Genomic DNA, 16646 nt, shown 5'->3' with positions numbered 1-16646 from the left:
TCACTCGATGCATACGGTTCTCGGAACCCGTCATGGCGGCGCCCGCCGTGCACTTCTCCTGCGTGGCTGCCGGATTGCCGGCGAAGCCGCGGCAGCCGATGAACGCGATATCCTCGTGGGGGAAGACGGGCGCATCGCCAGCATCGGCCATCGCCTGGAAGTGGGGCCGGATGTGATCGGCGTCGATCTCCGCGGCGCGCTCGTCTCGCCGGGCTTCGTCGACGTCCACCAGCATCTGGACAAGACAGGTGTCCTCAAATTCACGCCCAATCCCTCGGGAACCTTGCAGGGAGCGCGGGAGGCATTCGCCAGATATGCCCGCCAGGCGCCGGAAGACGACGTGACGCGACGTGCGGCGCGGACAATGGAACGCTGCCTTGCCCGCGGCACCACGGCGATACGCAGCCACATCAATGTCGACAAGGATGCCGGCTTCAACGGCATCAACGCCTTGGCCCGGCTGAGATCCGAATGGGCGGACCGGCTGACGCTGCAGCTCGTCGCTTTCATGACGCCGCATCCCAATCAGGATATCGAATGGCTGGAGAAGAACATCGATGCCGCGGTCGAACAGGCCGACGCGGTCGGGGGCACCCCGGCGGTCGCCGAGGACCCGATGCGGTATCTCGACATCCTCTTCGCCGCGGCCGAGCGGCATGGCCGACCCATCGATCTGCATCTCGACGAACACCTGAACCCCGAACGGCCGCTTTTCGACGCCGTGTTCGAGCGGGTCCGGAGATTTGGCCTGCAGGGGCGCACCGTCCTCGGTCACGCATCCGTCCTGAGCGCGCTGCCGAGGAAGGAATTCGAGCGCATACGCGACCAGATGATCGATCTCGACATCGCGGTCGTGACACTGCCTGCGGCCAATCTCTACCTGCAGGGCCGCAGCCACGACATGTTGCCGCCCCGCGGTCTGACGCGTGTCGCCGAACTGATCCGCGCGGGGGTGGCCATCGCGACCGCATCCGACAATATCCAGGACCCGTTCGTGCCGACCGGCTCGGGCGACATGCTCGAGATCGCGCGCTGGACGCTGCTTGCCGGGCATCTGCGGGGCGACGAGCTCGCCACCGCCTATGACATGATCACCGCAATACCGGCACGCATGATGAATCTGACCGACTACGGCATCCGCGAGGGCGCCTGGGCGGACCTTGTCGTCACCGATTGCGAGGATGTCAGCGCTCTCGTCGGCGGGGGTCCCGACTGCATCCAGGTGCTCGCGAAAGGCCGGCCGGTCGCAGCACCCGCATCGCCTGCCGTGGAGGCCATACGCGCATTGGAAGATGTCCCCTGAACGGCAGCAAGCCGTCGGACGGGCATGATGAGGAGAGGAAGGGAGGAGCATCATGATGATTACCAGAAGAGGCTGTTTGGGGTCGGCGGTTGCAATGGCCGCGCTCATTGCCGCGGGGCCGGCTTTCGCCGAGGGCTCACCGTTCAAGATGGGACTGCTGGTTCCCGGCAGTGTTTCGGAAGAAGGATGGAACAGGATAGGCTTCAACGCACTCAAGGGCGTGGAGGCGGAACTTGGTGCCGAGGTCAGCTATGTCGAGCTGCAGCAGAACCCGGCATCCTTCGAGAAAGCCTTCCGTGACTTCGCCAGCCAGGGCTACAACGTCATTCTCGGGCACGGCTTCGAGTTTCAGGATGCCGCTCTCGAGGTCGCGCCGGAATATCCCGATACGGTCTTTCTCATTTCCTCGAGCTATATATTCGAGGGAAATGTCATCGGCCTCAACACGGATACGAGCCAGCCCTTCTACCTGATGGGCGTGATCGCGGCCAAGACGGGCAAGAAGGCGGGTCTCGTCGGAGGGATGGAGATCCCGCCGATCAAGGAGGCCTTCGAGGGCTTCACCAACGGTGTGCGAAGCGTCGCGCCGGACTTCCCCGTCAGCGAGGTCTATATCGGCAACTTCACCGATGCGACCGCGACCAAGGAGGCGAGCCTCAGCCTGATCTCGCAAGGGGCCGACTTCGTGCTGCCGAATGCTTCAGGGGCGACGGTGGGCGGTTTCCAGGCCGCCGCGGAATCCGGTGCCGACGTCAAGACCTTCAGCATCTTCAGCGATTACACCTCGGTCGCTCCCAAGAACATCCTCGGGCTTTACGTCGCCGACTATGCCCGGGGCGTCATCCGCATCGTCGGAGACATCAGGAACGGCAAAAAGCCGACGACCAATGTCGAGTTCGGCCTGAAAGATGCCGACGTCATGAAGTTCACCTACAATGATCAGGCTGCAAATCCCGTGACGGAGGACGTGCGCAAATACGTCGATGAGGTGAAGGGCAAGATCGCCGCCGGAGAAATCAAGACCCGGCAGAAATAACGACCGCAGGCGCGAGAAGGATGGGGCACTGCCCGATAGGTTGGGCCGGACCGGCGCCGTTCGGCGTGTGCCCCATTCTGCCACGATAACCGCTTCGATCGATTGTTCGATGGAAAGCTTCAGGCTTTTCCTAATCCGAAGGCAGCAAACTCATGGCAAACAGTGAAAGTGGACAGCCGCTGGCGGTCGTCCCCCAGGCCTATGGCGCCCTTTGGCGAGGCCTGCTCGGTCCTTTACGCACGATTATCCAGCCGGCCGCCGCTGTTGTTCTGGCTCTCGCATGCGGCGCGGCGCTCCTTGCCTTCAACGGTTACGAAGCACGCGCCGTGATCGATGTGATGGTGCTTGGCGTCTTCCAGGACACCCGCTCGATCGCCGAAATTCTCCTGAAAGCAACGCCGCTGATCCTGATCGGCGTCGGCCTTTGCGTCGCCTTCCGCTGCAGCATCTGGAACATCGGCGCCGAGGGGCAATTCTATGCCGGCGCCATCGCCGCAACCGCCGTCGGCGTTTCCTTCGACGGGTTGACCGCGTGGATCTACGTCCCGCTGGTCATGATTGCAGGCGCTCTTGCAGGTGCGGCATGGGCGGCGATCGCCGGACTTCTGAAGGTCTATTTCCGGGCCAGCGAGATCGTGACGACGATCATGCTGAATTACATCGCCATTATCATGACGAGCTATCTCGTGACCGGCCCGCTGCGGGATGCGGCTGCGGCCTATCCGCAATCGGCCCGGCTGGTCCAGGAGGCATGGATGCCGCGCATCCTGCCGCCGACCCGCCTCCATATCGGCATCCTCGTCGCCCTGGCGCTGGCCGTCGTGATGTACATCTTTCTGTTCCGCAGCACCCGGGGCTATGCGCTGAGGGTGGTCGGCATCAGCCCGGACGCCGCGCGCTATGCCGGGATCAGCGTTCCCAGGAACATCATGCTGTCGATCTGCCTGAGCGGCAGCATGGCCGGGCTCGCAGGGGCCTTCGAGATCGCCGGCGTCACCCGGCGGCTCTTTCAGTCGATCTCTCCGGGCTATGGCTTCGAAGGCATCGCGGTCGCTCTTCTCGCAAACAACAATCCGATCGGAGCGGTCTTCTCCGGCCTCTTGTTTGCAATTCTGCGAAGCGGCTCCGAGCTCATGCAGATCACGGCACAGGTGCCTCAGGTTCTCGTGCTCGTGATTCAGGGCATCGTCATTCTCTCGGTCGTGGGATTTGCCGTGTTGCGGATCCCGTCGATGCGCCCTTCCGAATAGGTGGACCCATGGAAGATGTAGCTAGCCTGAGCTTTCTCGCCGCGACCATTGCAGCCTCATGGCGGCTGGCAGCGCCGCTGATGTTCGCATCGATCGGCGAAGTGTTTTCCGAGCGCGCCGGTGTCCTCAATATCGGCCTCGAAGGCGTGATGCTTGCGGGTGCCTTTGCGGGTTTCGCCGCCGCCTTCACCAGCGGAAGCATCCTGCTCGGTGTCGCCGCGGCGGTCGCGGCAGGTGTTCTCGTCGGCCTGTTGTTTGCGTTCTTCACCATCACGATCAAGGCGGACCAGATCGTGGTGGGCGCCGCCATCAACCTGCTCGGCCTCGGCCTGACGGCCTTTCTGTTCCGCGCCTATTTTTCCTCGGCCGGCAAGGGCATCGAAATCGCCAAGCCTGTCGATCTGCCGTGGCTGAGCGATCTGCCGTTCTTCGGCGAAGCGTTCTTCCGGCAGAACGCCTTTGTCTACAGCACGCTACCGGTGGCCGCGCTTGCCGTCTTCGTGCTCTACAGGACGTCGTTCGGACTGACGCTTCGCGCCGTCGGCGAGCATCCCAAGGCTGTCGACGTTTCGGGCCGCAGCGTGGCGCTCTACCGCTACGGCGCGGTGCTTATCTGCTCGGCGCTCGCGGCGCTCGGCGGCGCCTTCCTGACGCTCGCCCACTCCAACCAGTTCGTCGAAGGCATTTCCTCGGGCCGCGGCTTCATCACCCTTGCCGTGGTCGTCTTTGCGAGATGGTCGCCCATCGGCGCCTTCATCGTCTCGCTGCTCTTCGGGGTGTTCTATGCGCTGCAGCTGCAATTGCAGGCGCAGCCGGTGCTCTTCCTTCCCTATCAGCTCTTCCAGGCTCTGCCCTACGTCATGACGATCGCGGCGCTGATACTTGTCCGAAACCGGGTCGACACACCGAGCATGCTCGGCGTCGCCTACAAGAAAAGCTGAGGGGGAGAAATGGCGGGCAAACAACTGCTTTTGATGGATGGAATCCATAAACGATTCGGACCGCTCATCGTCAGCGCAGGCGTGACCCTCGACGTCGAGGAGAACGAGATTCACGCGCTGCTTGGCGAAAACGGCGCCGGCAAGACCGTTCTGATGAGCATTCTTTGCGGTGTTCTCTCGCCCAATGAAGGGCAGATCGTCTTCAAGGGACGGCCACTCAAGCTAGGCTCCCCCCGCGAAGCCATCAAACATCGCATCGGCATGGTCCACCAGCACTTCATGCTGGTCCCCAACCTCACGGTCGCGGAAAACTACGTGCTAGGACAGGGCTCGCCCTTCAGCATGATCCGCGACATGAGGGCGGTACATGCGCGCATTCTGGAGCTCAGCGACCGCTACGGTCTCGACGTCGCGCCCGACGCGCTCGTCTCCAGCCTGTCGGTTGGCGAACGGCAGCGGGTCGAGATCTTGAAGGTGCTCTACCACGGCATCGAACTGCTGATCCTGGACGAGCCGACCGCGGTCCTGACGCCTCAGGAAACCGACCGTCTCCTGCATCTGCTTCGCCAACTCGTCGCAGACGGAAAGACGGTCATCTTCATTTCGCACAAACTGGACGAGGTGATGCGCGTCAGTGATCGCGTCAGCGTCATGCGCGATGCCAAGGTCGTCCGTACGGTGAAAACGTCCGAGACGACCGCGCGCGAGCTGGCGCGCATGATGGTCGGCAGAGACGTTCTGATGGATTTGCCGCGGGCACCTCTCGAGCCCGGCCGTGTCGTGCTGTCGGTCGAGCATCTCAGCTGCGACGGCGAAGCCGGGCTTCCGGCACTGCGAGACGTATCTTTCGAGGTCAGGGCCAATGAAATAGTCGGGATCGCAGGAGTCTCCGGCAATGGCCAGAGCGAGCTGGCGCTGGCCCTGACGGGGCTTCTTCCGGTTGCCTCCGGCAGCGTCACGCTCGACGGGACCCAGCTGGCGGGCCTGTCATCCTACGAGATCAATCAATTGCCTATGGCGCATATCCCCGAGGACCGCCACAGGATGGGCATCGTGCTGCCGCTGCCACTGACGGAGAATGTGATCCTTCAGCGGTTCGACAAGCCTCCCTTCTCGTCTCGTGGATTGCTCGACCTGAACGAGATCACGAGGCAGACCCGTGATCTCATGCGCCACTTCAAGGTCAAGGCGTCGGGACCGGGCGACCGCATCCGGAATTTGTCGGGCGGCAATCAGCAGAAGCTCGTCGTCGGGCGCGAGTTGGACCGCCGGTTCGATTTCCTGCTGATCAATCAGCTTACGCGCGGTATCGACATCGGAGCGACCGAGCTGGTGATGCACAAGATTCTCGAGCAGCGCAGCGCCGGCAAGGCCATTCTGCTGATATCCACGGAGCTCGAGGAATTGTTCACGCTCTCCGACCGCATCCTCGTCATGTATGAAGGCCGCCTCGTCGGCGAGATTCCGCCCGACCGCAGCCGTCTGGAAGAGATCGGGCTGCTGATGGCCGGCAAATCTCCGCTATCGGCAGCTTGAGGAACCGGTCTAAGGCGATCGCGGGTACATCCATTGTTTTTGCGCCCGAAAAAGGGGAACTTGGCTCAAGCGGAACGGGAACAGGCAGCGCTGCTGCCTGGCGCGAGACAGAGAAGTACCGATGAATGTGACACTTCGCCAGTTGCAGGCCTTCATTGCCGTGGCCGAACTCGGGCGTTTCCATCTGGCAGCCGATCACCTCGGACTTACACAGTCGGCGATCAGCATCCTGATCAAGGATCTGGAGGTTGCCCTCAAGCATCGGCTGTTCGACCGGCACACACGCATGGTCAGCCTGACGACGGCCGGAGCGGAATTTTTGCCGCAGGCCCGCAAGGTCATGTCGGACCTCGAGATAGCGGTTGCGAATGTGCACGAACTGGCGAGCCTGCAGCGCGGCCGGGTCACGATCGCGGCGGCAATCGTGCTTGCTGCGACCTTGCTGCCGCCGGTCATCGCGCGCTTCGTCAAGCGCTATCCCGACATATCGGTGCAGGTGCGGGACATGCCGGAGGAGGAGATCCGCTCCGCATTGAAGCGGAACGAGGCGGACCTCGGCATCGGCACCGTTTCTGCCGACGATCCGGAGATCCAGGCCAGCGTGCTGATGCGGGACCAGCTCACCTTGATTTGCCGCTCCGACCACAGATTCGCAAAGGCGCGGCAGGTGAGCTGGGCAAGCCTTGCAGGCGAGGGCCTGATCGGACTGGCAAAGGACAATCCCCTGCGCGGGCTCGTCGACCGCGCGCTGATCGCCTCCGGTGTAGAGGTCAAGACGAGATACGAGGTGCGTTTCTCGACGACGGCGATCAGCATGGTGGCGGAGGGCCTGGGTATCGCGATCCTTCCGGAAAACTCCCGCCAGCTCACGACCAATGTGGACGTCCGGATCGTCGAGCTGGTCGATCCGGTCATCAGCCGCAACATCTCCATTCTGCAATACCGCCAACCGATGCTCTCGCCGGCGGCCGCGAAAATGAAGGAGTTTCTCATGGGAGCGAGCCGCAAGCTCTCGTGATTTAGGGCACTTCCCCGTCTTCGAGACAGTCCGGCGGCAGGATGTCGGATTGAGGGTGATGACTCCGCCCACGGCATCATTCTGTCCGCCGATGAACGTGGTCGCGATCTCGACGACGACGTCGACCCCGAAATCACGCGGGCGGCAGACCGCCGGCGACGCTAAGCTATTCGCAGATCACCACGATGCTGCGCGCATGCGCCAACTCCGGCGATCGCCTCGACATAGAGCACCTTCGTTTCTTCCGTAAGCGCATTCTCGACACCGCCATCAAGACGGCCGAACAGCCGGCGGCCGCGCCAGCAGCTCCGGCCGCTTCCGACACGCCGGTAGAGCCGAAGCGGCCTGCTGCCAGCCCGCTGCCGGCCGGCACCTACATTCCGCTATACGGGCTGGCGAGACAGCCAAAACCCACCAATTGCAGCCCGCCTATTGGGAAACGCTGGAAGAAGTCAGCTTTCGAACGCGCGACGACAAGGGTTAGCGGATTCCGCAGGAGCGGCTTGTGGCCAAGGCGCTGAACCTGCTTTTCGCAAATACAATTTCCCGGTCGTTCGTGAGGGCGGGGAATAGTTGCCAAGCCATCATGCTTGCGTGCAATCATGGAGGCAGGATCGCTCCGACCGTTTGCTGCGTTTCCCGATCGGTCTATGTGTGGTAGTGTTCAATCCTACTTAGCACGATCCGAAACGGGAGATTCCCATGCGCAGCACGCAACAATTCAGCGTCACGTTGCCGAATGAAATGGCACAGATGGTCAAGACGAAGGTTTCGTCGGGCGAGTATGCCAGCGAGAGCGAGGTTATCCGCGACGGGCTGCGCGCCTTGCAGGCGCGCGACAAGGCCCTTGAAAGCTGGCTGCGCACGGAAGGCGTTGCCGCCTACGACAAGCTAAAGGCCAACCCGAGCCGGGCGCTCAGCGTTGACCAGGTACGCCAGCATCTTGCCAGCAAGCGTAAGCGATCTGACCCGGCGTGACGCACACCGTTCATTTCACCCCGGAGGCTCGCGACCAGCTCGCCACGCTGGAAGTCGATATTTCCGAGGCAGCGTCGCCCGCCGTGGCGGCGCGCTATGTCGATTCCATCGTGGACTATTGCGGGAAGCTGCAAACCTTTCCGCACCGAGGCACGCGCCGCGACGATCTTCGGCCAGGCTTGCGAACGCTTGCGTTTCGCCGGCGTGTGACGATTCTGTTTGAGGTAGCGGACGGCACCGTGAATATCATCGGCGTCTATTACGGCGGCCAAGGCTACGAAGCACCTTTGCGGGACGGGGATTTGACGGAGATCGAGCATGACGACGACGAATCCTAGCTGTGCCGCGTGTCGCCAGCGTCGTCATGGGGGAAACACCCTGGCGAGCTGGTATGAGCCTCATGGCGTTCGACAGCCTCGAAGCGTGGCAGCGCGTAGCCACATGGTGTCGACCGCGTTCGCCGGGATCGCGGATTTCGAGCGGTCCTTGATCGTAGAGCGCACCAGCGCCGGCCGGATCGCGGCGAAGGCGCGAGGCGTGCGGTTCGGTCCCTCCCCTGCCCTGTCCGCCGCGCAGATCGAAAACGCCCGGAAGCTCATCAAAGACGAGGAAAAGACGGGGCCGAGGTCGCTCGGCTCTTGGGTGTGCATCGTGCGACCCTTTATCGGGCGTTAGCCGATGCGCCCGCCGAGGCTTGATGCTTGCCGACTCAGACGAAAGGACACTCCGAATGCAGATGATTCCACGGAACCCGCGCAACGGCATCTATCCAGCTACCGACGACTATGTGCATGCGATGGAGGTGAGCGGCGCGGCACGGTTTCTGTTTGTCAGTGGCACTATGGGGCTTGATCCCGAAGGGAAGGCTCCAGACAGCCTGGAAGAACAGCTATCGCTGATCTGGTCCAATATCCGGCGCATCCTCGCCGAAGCAAACATGACGACCGACAATATTGTGCGGTTGACGAGCTACTTGCGCGATGCCTCTTATGCCGAGGCGAACCAGAATGTCCGCATTGCGGCTTTGGGCAATCGTCGTATCCCGACAACTGCGATCGTGGCCGAAACCCTTGTCCCGGAATGGTTGGTCGAGATCGAGGTGGTAGCTGCCGCATGAGATCGCTGGCCGGCCCGCTCTTCACATAGGGCCGTAGCTATTTGGCTGCTCTCAGGCGGGAAGGCGAAATAACCGAGGTCGAAGCCTTCCGGCGCGTCCGCCGATGCGCCGATCTGCCAGGTGCCGTTCAGCGGCCTAACCGTTGAGGAAGAGCATATTCAAGCCGGAAAACGTTCAGGCGGCCATCGAAGCCGTCCGCCCCTGGGCGGACGATTCCCTCACCCACACGAACTAGCCGCTTCCCGGAGGCGGCTTTCGCAAGGATATCGACAAGATCGCGGCTTTCGTGGAGGCGGCAAGAGCGGCCTGAGCCCCCACCTCCATAAAGAACAGATCCGTGATCATCCGGTCGCGTCGGTTCGCCGTTGCTCTTGAAGAGCACGGCGCATCGACTAGATCATAGATGTCGTCCGGCCCCCGGAGGTTCACAATGGAGGCCCACAACGCTTCATGACATCCCGATCCAAAGGAGCGTCGTTCATGAAGATAGCCCAGATCGCACCGCTGTTCGAACGTGTCCCGCCGAAGCTCTACGGCGGAACCGAGCGCGTCGTTCACCACCTGACGGAAGAGCTCGTCCGACAGGGCCATGAGGTCACGCTCTTCGCGAGCGGCGACTCGATGACCTCGGCAAAGCTCATCCCCTGCTCGGATATGGCGCTGAGATTGAACCCTGCGGTTCAGGATCCTATCCCCTATCACATGCTGATGCTGGAGGAAGTGCGCCGGCAGGCCAACGGCTTCGACGTCCTGCACTTCCACATCGATCTCCTGCATTTTCCCCTCGTTCGCAGCCTCGCAGGAAAGACGGTGACGACGCTGCACGGCCGCCTCGATCTGCCCGACCTCCAGCCCTTCTACGCCGCATTCCCGGATGTTCCCCTGATTTCGATCTCCGACGACCAGCGAAAACCGATGCCGCCGGTCAATTGGGTCGCCACGGTCCATCATGGTCTGGCTCCTGACGTCCTTCCCTTCACCGGCCAGCCGAGGGGCGATTATCTCGCCTTCCTTGGCCGCATCTCGCCCGAAAAGCGGCCCGACCGCGCGATCGAAATCGCTGCCCGGGTCGGCATGCCGCTGAAAATCGCCGCCAAGGTCGACAAAGCGGACGAGGCCTACTGGCTGAACGAGATCGAGCCGCTTGTCCGGCGCTATCCGAATGTCGAATTCATCGGCGAAATCGACGAATGTCAGAAGGGCGAATTCCTCGGAAATGCACGCGCCCTCCTCTTCCCGATCGATTGGCCCGAACCATTCGGGCTGGTGATGATCGAGGCGATGGCCTGCGGCACGCCGGTGGTCGCCTTCCGCTGCGGCGCGGTGCCGGAGGTGATCGACCACGCCGTGTCGGGCTTTATCGTCGACAGCATGGAGGAGGCCGTGAAGGCGGTCCACGATCTCGACCGGCTCGATCGCCACACGGTCCGGGCGACCTTCGACAGACGCTTCACCGCCCGACGCATGGCAGATGACTATCTGGATCTCTATCGCGCCCTGGCAGGCGGCGCTCAAAGGGTCATGCCGATCCATGCGGCGAACGAAAGCGGTGCCGGCCTCGGCTCTGCCAGGGTCGCCTGATACCGGATCACGGATGAGTTCTGATCGACCTGAACGCATCGTGATCTACTCGAGGAGCGAGAGCGGGATGCGGGCGGAAAACGGCACGCACCACCCTCACCCTGCTCCTATGCAACGGAGACCGATCCGATGGGAACCAATCTCTCCGGGGGGCCGGCCGAAGCCGCCCCCGACGTGACATCTGCGGACGACCTGGGACCCGCAGCGGTCTCGCGTTACGAGCGAAGCTCCAGATCGCTGAAACACGGCGATACCTTCGCAGTGTTCGACCACAACGGCGATGCGTTTTCCTCTCCTTCCAATCCGGAGGGGATCTTCCACCGCGACACCCGCCATCTGTCGGAGTTCGTGCTGACATTGAACGGCGCCCGGTCGCTGTTGCTGAGTTCCACGCTCAGGGACGACAATGCCACGCTCGACTGCGATCTCACCAACCCGGCTCTCGTGCTCGATCCCGGTGGCGAGGTCTTGAAGCATGACCTCATTCACGTGCGGCGTACCCGGTTCCTCTGGCAGGAGGCCTGCTACGAACGCCTGGTCCTCCGAAACTTCGATGAAGTGCCGAGAAGGCTGCAGGTCGAATTGTCCTTCGCCGCCGACTTCGCCGACCTTTTCGAGGTGCGCGGCACCCCCAGGCGACGCCGCGGCACCCATCACAGCGCGCTGGTCGGCAACGCCCGGGTCGTCCTGGCCTATGACGGCCTCGACGGCCAGACCCGCAGCACGACGCTCCGCTTCGATCCGGAGCCGCAGAGGCTCACCGGACGGGAGGCGAGCTTTGTCGTCGAACTCGCACCGCATCAGGCGCAATCGATCTTCATCGAAATCGCCTGCAACAGTCTCGAAGACAATCCGCACCCTCCGGCCTTCACCTTCTTTCTGGCGTTGCGCGATGCCAGGAGGGCGTTGCGCTATTCCGCCTCGCGCGCCGCCGCGGTCGTGACCTCCAACGCCGTGTTCAACGAGGCTGTGAGGCGCAGCGTCACCGACCTCTACATGCTGCTTACGGAGACACCCGAAGGTCCCTACCCTTACGCCGGCATCCCCTGGTTCAGCACCGTCTTCGGCCGCGACGCGCTCATCACCGCGCTCGAAACACTTTGGCTGGACCCGGAAATCGCGAAAGGCGTGCTCAGGCATCTTGCCGCCAATCAGGCGACCGATTTCGACCCCGCCGCCGATGCGGAGCCGGGCAAGATCCTGCATGAGATGCGCTACGGCGAAATGGCGGAACTCGGCGAGGTGCCCTTCCGGCGCTATTACGGCAGCATCGACTCGACCCCTCTCTTCATCATGCTTGCCGGCGCCTATCTCGATCGCACCGGCGATCTCGATACCGTGCGGAACCTCTGGCCGAACGTGGTGGCGGCGCTTGACTGGATCGACCGTTTCGGCGACCGCGACGGCGACGGCTTCGTCGAATATGGAAGCCGCACCGCAAAGGGCCTGGTGAACCAGTGCTGGAAGGACAGCCACGATTCGATCTTCCATGCCGGGGGCAATCTGGCCTCGGGGCCGATCGCGACCGCCGAGGTACAGGCCTATGTCTTCGGCGCCTGGCAGGCGGCCGCGCGGCTGTCGCGCAAGCTCGGCCATGTAGAGGATGCGCTGAGGCTCGAACGACGGGCCGAAGAGCTGCGCATCCGGTTCGACACGGCCTTTTTCGACGATGAGCTTGGAACCTATTCGCTGGCCCTCGACGGGGAAAAGAACCCCTGCCGCGTCCGCTCCTCCAATGCAGGCCATGCGCTCTTTACCGGCATCGCCCTGCCGGAGCGCGCCGGCAGGGTAGTGTCGACGCTGATGGCGCAATCCTCCTTCTGCGGCTGGGGCGTGCGCACGATCGCCGCCTCGGAGGCGCGTTACAATCCGATGAGCTACCATAACGGCTCCGTCTGGCCGCATGACAATGCGCTGATCGCGGCAGGCTTCGTGCGCTACGGCTTTCAAGCCGAGGCGGCGAGCATCTTCGAAGGGCTGTTCGCTGCCTCCACCTACACCGACCTCAGACGTCTGCCGGAGCTATTTTGCGGCTTCGCGCGCCAGCGCGCCCGCGGGCCGACCTTCTATCCGGTTTCCTGCGTCCCGCAGGCCTGGGCGGCGGCTGCCCCTCTCTATCTGCTCCAGTCGATGATCGGACTCGGCTTCGATGCCGGCAGGATGCATGTCACCCTGAACGAGCCGACGCTCCCGCCCTTCCTGGACGAGGTCGTGCTGAAACGGCTGCGGGTCGGTTCGGGCATGGTCGACATAGCCCTGAGACGGTCGAGATCCCAGGTCGTGGTCGACGTCCTGGAGCGGAGGGGCGGAGTGAAGGTGCTGACGACGCATTGAGTTAGAACGTGGCCGGAGCACTGGAGGCTGCTCCCGGCCCGCCAGATCTACACTAATGCATTAGTGTATTGTGCCCTGTTTCCCGCCATGCTACACCCGCGTGGAAGATCCACCTGTCGGGAATATCCAAGCCAATGACATCCACACTTCGTAGCGCACGGTGGTTTGCCCCCGATGACCTGCGCTCTTCCGGTCACCGCTCCCGCCTGATGCAGATGGGCTACGACGCCAAGGACTGGGGCGAGAAGCCGATCATCGCCATCCTGAACACATGGTCGGATCTCAATCCGTGCCACGCTCATTTCAAGCACCGGATCGACGACGTGAAACGCGGCGTGCTGCAGGCCGGCGGGTTTCCCGTCGAACTGCCGGTGCAGTCGCTCTCGGAAAGCTCGCTCAAGCCGACGACGATGCTCTATCGAAACTTCCTGGCCATGGAGGCGGAGGAATTGCTGCGCGGCCACCCGATCGACGGGGCCGTACTGATGGGCGGGTGCGACAAGACCACGCCTGCCCTCGTCATGGGTGCGATCAGCGCCGGCCTCCCGATGATCTTCCTGCCGGCCGGCCCGATGCTGCGCGGGCACTACAAGGGCGAGCATCTCGGCTCCGGCTCGGATGCATGGAAGTATTGGGACGAGCGCCGCGCGGGAACGATAACGGATGAGCAATGGATCGGCGTGGAGGAGGGGATCGCCCGCTCCTACGGCCATTGCATGACCTTCGGAACGGCAAGCACGATGACGGCGATCGCCGAGTCGCTCGGTTTGACGCTTCCCGGCGCCAGCTCGATCCCCGCAGCCGACGCCAACCACATCCGTATGAGCACGCGATGCGGCAGGCGGATCGTCGAGATGGTTCACGAGAAGCTGGGACCTGAGAAGATCATCACCGAGAAGTCGGTCGCAAATGCGAGTGCCGTAGCAATGGCGACCGGCTGTTCGACCAATGCCGTGGTACATCTCATCGCCATGGCGCGACGGGCCGGGGTGCCGCTGACGCTCGAAGATCTCGACGGGATCAGCCGCACGACGCCCGTCATCGCCAATATCAGGCCTTCCGGCAAGCAGTACCTCATGGAGGATTTCTATTATGCCGGCGGCCTGCGCGCGCTGATGGCGGAGATGAAGGAGCTGTTGCATCTCGACGCGATGACGGTGAGCGGATTTCCGTTGGGGGCGACGCTCGAAGGGGCGGAGGTGCACAATTCCGACGTCATCCGGCCGCTTTCCAACCCGATCTATCATGAAGGCTCGCTGGCCGTCCTCAAGGGCAATCTGGCGCCGGATGGCTGCGTCGTGAAGCCGTCCGCCTGCGAGGAGCGGCTGCGGGTCCATGAGGGGCCGGCGCTCGTGTTCGACAGCTATCCGGAGATGAAGGCCGCCATCGACGACGAGGATCTCGACGTCACGCCCGACCACGTGCTCATCCTCAGAAATGCGGGGCCCAAGGGCGGGCCCGGCATGCCGGAATGGGGTATGCTGCCGATCCCGAAAAAGATCCTGAAGCAGGGCTATCGCGATATGCTGCGCATCTCCGACGCCCGCATGAGCGGGACGAGCTACGGCGCCTGCATTCTGCACGTGGCGCCGGAGTCCCATGTCGGCGGGCCCCTTTCGCTCGTCAGGACCGGAGACATCATCCGCGTAGACGTGCCGAACCGGACGATCGACATGCTGGTCGACGAGGAGATATTGGCGATGCGGCGGGCCGCATGGACGCGCCCCGCCGACAAATACGAACGAGGCTATGGCTGGATGTTCTCGAAGCACATCAAGCAGGCCAATGAAGGCTGCGACTTCGACTTTCTCGAAACCGCCTTCGGAACAGCCGTGGGCGAGCCCGACATTTTCTGATTTCACGAACTTCCCAGGGAGGAAACATGACCACCTATGTTCTGTCCGACGAGACACGCAGGAAATTCGAAGGCGTAAGCTGCGCCACCTTGTGCACCGCCCTCTTCAAGCGCGGCCTGCGCAACCAGTTCATCCAGGACGTTCGTCCGGTCGCGCCGAAGGCGAAGAACATGGTCGGCCAGGCCTTTACCCTTCGATACATCCCGGCGCGAGAAGACCTGAACCAGCTTTCCGCCTTTCAAAATCCCGAACACCCGCAGCGCGCGGCCGTGGAGAAGTGCCCACCCGGTTTCGTCATGGTGATGGATAGCCGGAAGGATCCGCGGGCGGCTTCCGCGGGTTCGATCCTGGTTTCGCGGCTGATGGTGCGCGGCGTCGCCGGCGTCGTCACCGACGGCGGTTTCCGGGACAGCCCGGAAATCGGCGAGCTCGACATCCCCGCCTATCACAGCCGTCCTTCCGCGCCGACGAACCTGACGCTGCACCAGGCGCTCGACATCAACGTTCCGATCGGCTGCGGCGACGTCGCCGTCTGGCCGGGAGACGTCGTCGTCGGGGATCGCGAAGGCGTGGTCGTCGTCCCCGCGCATCTTGCCGACGAGATCGCCGCCGAAGCCGTCGAGATGACGGCCTTCGAAGACTTCGTCACCGAGGAAGTCCTGAAGGGCCGCTCCATCATCGGCCTCTATCCCGCCACCAAGGATGAGACGAAGACGGAATTCGCAGCCTGGCGCCGGACCAAGGGACGCTAGGCATGACGATGCTCCGGGACATCACCATCCTTCAGGCCGCCGAACTGCCGGAAAAGACCGATCTGGAACTGAAGGAAACCTTCAATACCGTCCGGCTGCCGAGGGATGCCTCGGCGATCGGGCCGTTTCTTTCCGAGTACGGAGCGCGTATTCGCGGCATCGCCGTCAGGCACGCCCATATCGATGCGGCCATGCTCGACCGCCTGCCGGCGCTGGAGATCATCTCCAGCTACAGCGCCGGTCTCGACGGCATCGATGTCGAGACCGCGCATGCCCGTGGCGTCGTCGTCCGCAACACGTCGAAGATCCTTGCCGAGGATGTCGCCGATCTTGCGCTTGCACTGAGCATTTCGGCCACGCGCGGCCTCATGCGCGGCCACGATTTCGTGCGCGAGGGCAAGTGGGGCGAGAGCGCCTTCCCGCTCGGCCGCTCGCTGAGATCGATGAAGACGGGGATCGTCGGGCTTGGACATATCGGCTCGGCGGTCGCCGCCCGGCTGAGCGTGATGGGAGCGCCGACCGCCTATTACGGCCCGAGACGGAAGCCTGTCGACCTTCCCTACTTCGACGGCATCGGGGCGCTCGCGGCCTGGGCCGATCTCCTGATCGTCACCTGCCCTGCGAGTCCCGAGACGATCGGGCTCGTCAATGCCGCCGTGCTCGCGAGCCTTGGCTCGGAAGGCTATCTGGTGAACGTCTCGCGCGGCACGATCGTCGACGAACAGGCGCTCATCACGGCGCTGGCCGGAAACGGGATCGCCGGCGTGGCCCTCGACGTCTTCGAGAAGGAGCCCTTCGTCCCGGAAGCGCTCCGCACCGACCCGCGCGTCGTCCTGTCGCCGCACATGGGTAGCGGCACGCGCGAGACGCGGCAACAGATGGGCGACAGCATGGTCGCCGCATTGGTGGAGCATTTCGAGAGCCGAAGCGCGTGATGCGGCTGC

15 protein-coding genes are annotated in these 16646 nt (G+C 63.2%); 14 read left to right on the top strand and 1 reads right to left on the bottom strand.

Going from position 1 to position 16646, the window contains the following annotated elements:
- Positions 1-7 precede the first annotated feature (7 nt).
- From M1D43_RS17725 to M1D43_RS17690, 8 genes are all read left to right on the top strand, one after another.
- Positions 8-1303 (top strand): amidohydrolase family protein, encoded by a 1296-nt coding sequence (locus M1D43_RS17725; protein WP_015243506.1) that lies wholly within the window; start codon positions 8-10, stop codon positions 1301-1303.
- A gap of 52 nt (positions 1304-1355) precedes the next feature.
- Positions 1356-2339, top strand: a complete 984-nt coding sequence (locus M1D43_RS17720) for a BMP family protein (protein WP_013850162.1) — start codon at positions 1356-1358, stop codon at positions 2337-2339.
- A gap of 152 nt (positions 2340-2491) precedes the next feature.
- The gene (locus M1D43_RS17715; RefSeq protein ID WP_013850163.1) at positions 2492-3589 is read left to right on the top strand and encodes an ABC transporter permease; all 1098 of its coding nucleotides are present in this window, start codon (positions 2492-2494) and stop codon (positions 3587-3589) included.
- Between the two features lie 8 nt (positions 3590-3597).
- Positions 3598-4530: an ABC transporter permease gene (locus M1D43_RS17710; protein WP_127576827.1), complete on the top strand. Its 933-nt coding sequence runs from the start codon at positions 3598-3600 to the stop codon at positions 4528-4530.
- 9 nt (positions 4531-4539) lie between these two features.
- The gene (locus M1D43_RS17705) at positions 4540-6066 is read left to right on the top strand and encodes an ABC transporter ATP-binding protein (RefSeq protein WP_088195085.1); all 1527 of its coding nucleotides are present in this window, start codon (positions 4540-4542) and stop codon (positions 6064-6066) included.
- Between the two features lie 121 nt (positions 6067-6187).
- On the top strand, positions 6188-7084 hold the full coding sequence (locus M1D43_RS17700) for a LysR family transcriptional regulator (protein ID WP_013850166.1): 897 nt from the start codon (positions 6188-6190) through the stop codon (positions 7082-7084).
- Between the two features lie 702 nt (positions 7085-7786).
- A complete protein-coding gene (locus M1D43_RS17695; protein ID WP_003536795.1) occupies positions 7787-8062 on the top strand; it encodes a type II toxin-antitoxin system ParD family antitoxin in 276 nt (91 codons plus the stop codon).
- A complete protein-coding gene (locus tag M1D43_RS17690) occupies positions 8059-8400 on the top strand; it encodes a type II toxin-antitoxin system RelE/ParE family toxin (RefSeq protein ID WP_164836866.1) in 342 nt (113 codons plus the stop codon). Before M1D43_RS17695 ends, M1D43_RS17690 begins: the two co-directional genes overlap by 4 nt.
- Positions 8401-8460: 60 nt before the next feature.
- Here the strand turns inward: M1D43_RS17690 and M1D43_RS17685 are convergent, their stop codons facing one another.
- Positions 8461-8712: a hypothetical protein gene (locus M1D43_RS17685; protein WP_162145577.1), complete on the bottom strand. Its 252-nt coding sequence runs from the start codon at positions 8710-8712 to the stop codon at positions 8461-8463.
- 80 nt (positions 8713-8792) lie between these two features.
- On the opposite strand from M1D43_RS17685, the gene M1D43_RS17680 reads away from it, so the two are divergent.
- The 6 genes from M1D43_RS17680 to M1D43_RS17655 all read left to right on the top strand — a co-directional run bounded on the left by M1D43_RS17680 (position 8793) and on the right by M1D43_RS17655 (position 16637).
- Complete coding sequence (locus M1D43_RS17680) at positions 8793-9179, top strand: RidA family protein (RefSeq protein WP_013850168.1); 387 nt, start codon at positions 8793-8795, stop codon at positions 9177-9179.
- A gap of 480 nt (positions 9180-9659) precedes the next feature.
- On the top strand, positions 9660-10760 hold the full coding sequence (locus M1D43_RS17675) for a glycosyltransferase family 4 protein (RefSeq protein ID WP_017273130.1): 1101 nt from the start codon (positions 9660-9662) through the stop codon (positions 10758-10760).
- A gap of 129 nt (positions 10761-10889) precedes the next feature.
- Complete coding sequence (locus M1D43_RS17670; RefSeq protein WP_010975036.1) at positions 10890-13094, top strand: amylo-alpha-1,6-glucosidase; 2205 nt, start codon at positions 10890-10892, stop codon at positions 13092-13094.
- Between the two features lie 134 nt (positions 13095-13228).
- Complete coding sequence (gene araD, locus M1D43_RS17665) at positions 13229-14950, top strand: L-arabinonate dehydratase (protein ID WP_014527618.1); 1722 nt, start codon at positions 13229-13231, stop codon at positions 14948-14950.
- A 26-nt stretch (positions 14951-14976) separates the two neighbouring features.
- Entirely contained in the window at positions 14977-15702 is a 726-nt protein-coding gene (locus tag M1D43_RS17660) for a ribonuclease activity regulator RraA (RefSeq protein WP_010975034.1), read from the top strand.
- A gap of 2 nt (positions 15703-15704) precedes the next feature.
- Positions 15705-16637, top strand: coding sequence for a 2-hydroxyacid dehydrogenase (locus tag M1D43_RS17655; RefSeq protein WP_010975033.1), 933 nt, complete (start codon positions 15705-15707; stop codon positions 16635-16637).
- Positions 16638-16646 lie beyond the last annotated feature (9 nt).

The sequence above is a fragment of the Ensifer sp. R1-3 genome (genome assembly GCF_056739175.1).
The sequence above is the reverse complement of the archived record's forward strand: the minus strand, read 5'-3'. Positions and strand labels throughout refer to the sequence as shown.

Bases quoted from the DNA above. Each gene is read 5' to 3' on its own strand.
- M1D43_RS17725 (WP_015243506.1), top strand. From the start codon at position 8: ATGCATACGGTTCTCGGAACCCGTCATGGCGGCGCCCGCCGTGCACTT.
- M1D43_RS17720 (WP_013850162.1), top strand. From the start codon at position 1,356: ATGATGATTACCAGAAGAGGCTGTTTGGGGTCGGCGGTTGCAATGGCC.
- M1D43_RS17715 (WP_013850163.1), top strand. From the start codon at position 2,492: ATGGCAAACAGTGAAAGTGGACAGCCGCTGGCGGTCGTCCCCCAGGCC.
- M1D43_RS17710 (WP_127576827.1), top strand. From the start codon at position 3,598: ATGGAAGATGTAGCTAGCCTGAGCTTTCTCGCCGCGACCATTGCAGCC.
- M1D43_RS17705 (WP_088195085.1), top strand. From the start codon at position 4,540: ATGGCGGGCAAACAACTGCTTTTGATGGATGGAATCCATAAACGATTC.
- M1D43_RS17700 (WP_013850166.1), top strand. From the start codon at position 6,188: ATGAATGTGACACTTCGCCAGTTGCAGGCCTTCATTGCCGTGGCCGAA.
- M1D43_RS17695 (WP_003536795.1), top strand. From the start codon at position 7,787: ATGCGCAGCACGCAACAATTCAGCGTCACGTTGCCGAATGAAATGGCA.
- M1D43_RS17685 (WP_162145577.1), bottom strand. From the start codon at position 8,712: ATGCACACCCAAGAGCCGAGCGACCTCGGCCCCGTCTTTTCCTCGTCT.
- M1D43_RS17680 (WP_013850168.1), top strand. From the start codon at position 8,793: ATGCAGATGATTCCACGGAACCCGCGCAACGGCATCTATCCAGCTACC.
- M1D43_RS17675 (WP_017273130.1), top strand. From the start codon at position 9,660: ATGAAGATAGCCCAGATCGCACCGCTGTTCGAACGTGTCCCGCCGAAG.
- M1D43_RS17670 (WP_010975036.1), top strand. From the start codon at position 10,890: ATGGGAACCAATCTCTCCGGGGGGCCGGCCGAAGCCGCCCCCGACGTG.
- araD (WP_014527618.1), top strand. From the start codon at position 13,229: ATGACATCCACACTTCGTAGCGCACGGTGGTTTGCCCCCGATGACCTG.
- M1D43_RS17660 (WP_010975034.1), top strand. From the start codon at position 14,977: ATGACCACCTATGTTCTGTCCGACGAGACACGCAGGAAATTCGAAGGC.
- M1D43_RS17655 (WP_010975033.1), top strand. From the start codon at position 15,705: ATGACGATGCTCCGGGACATCACCATCCTTCAGGCCGCCGAACTGCCG.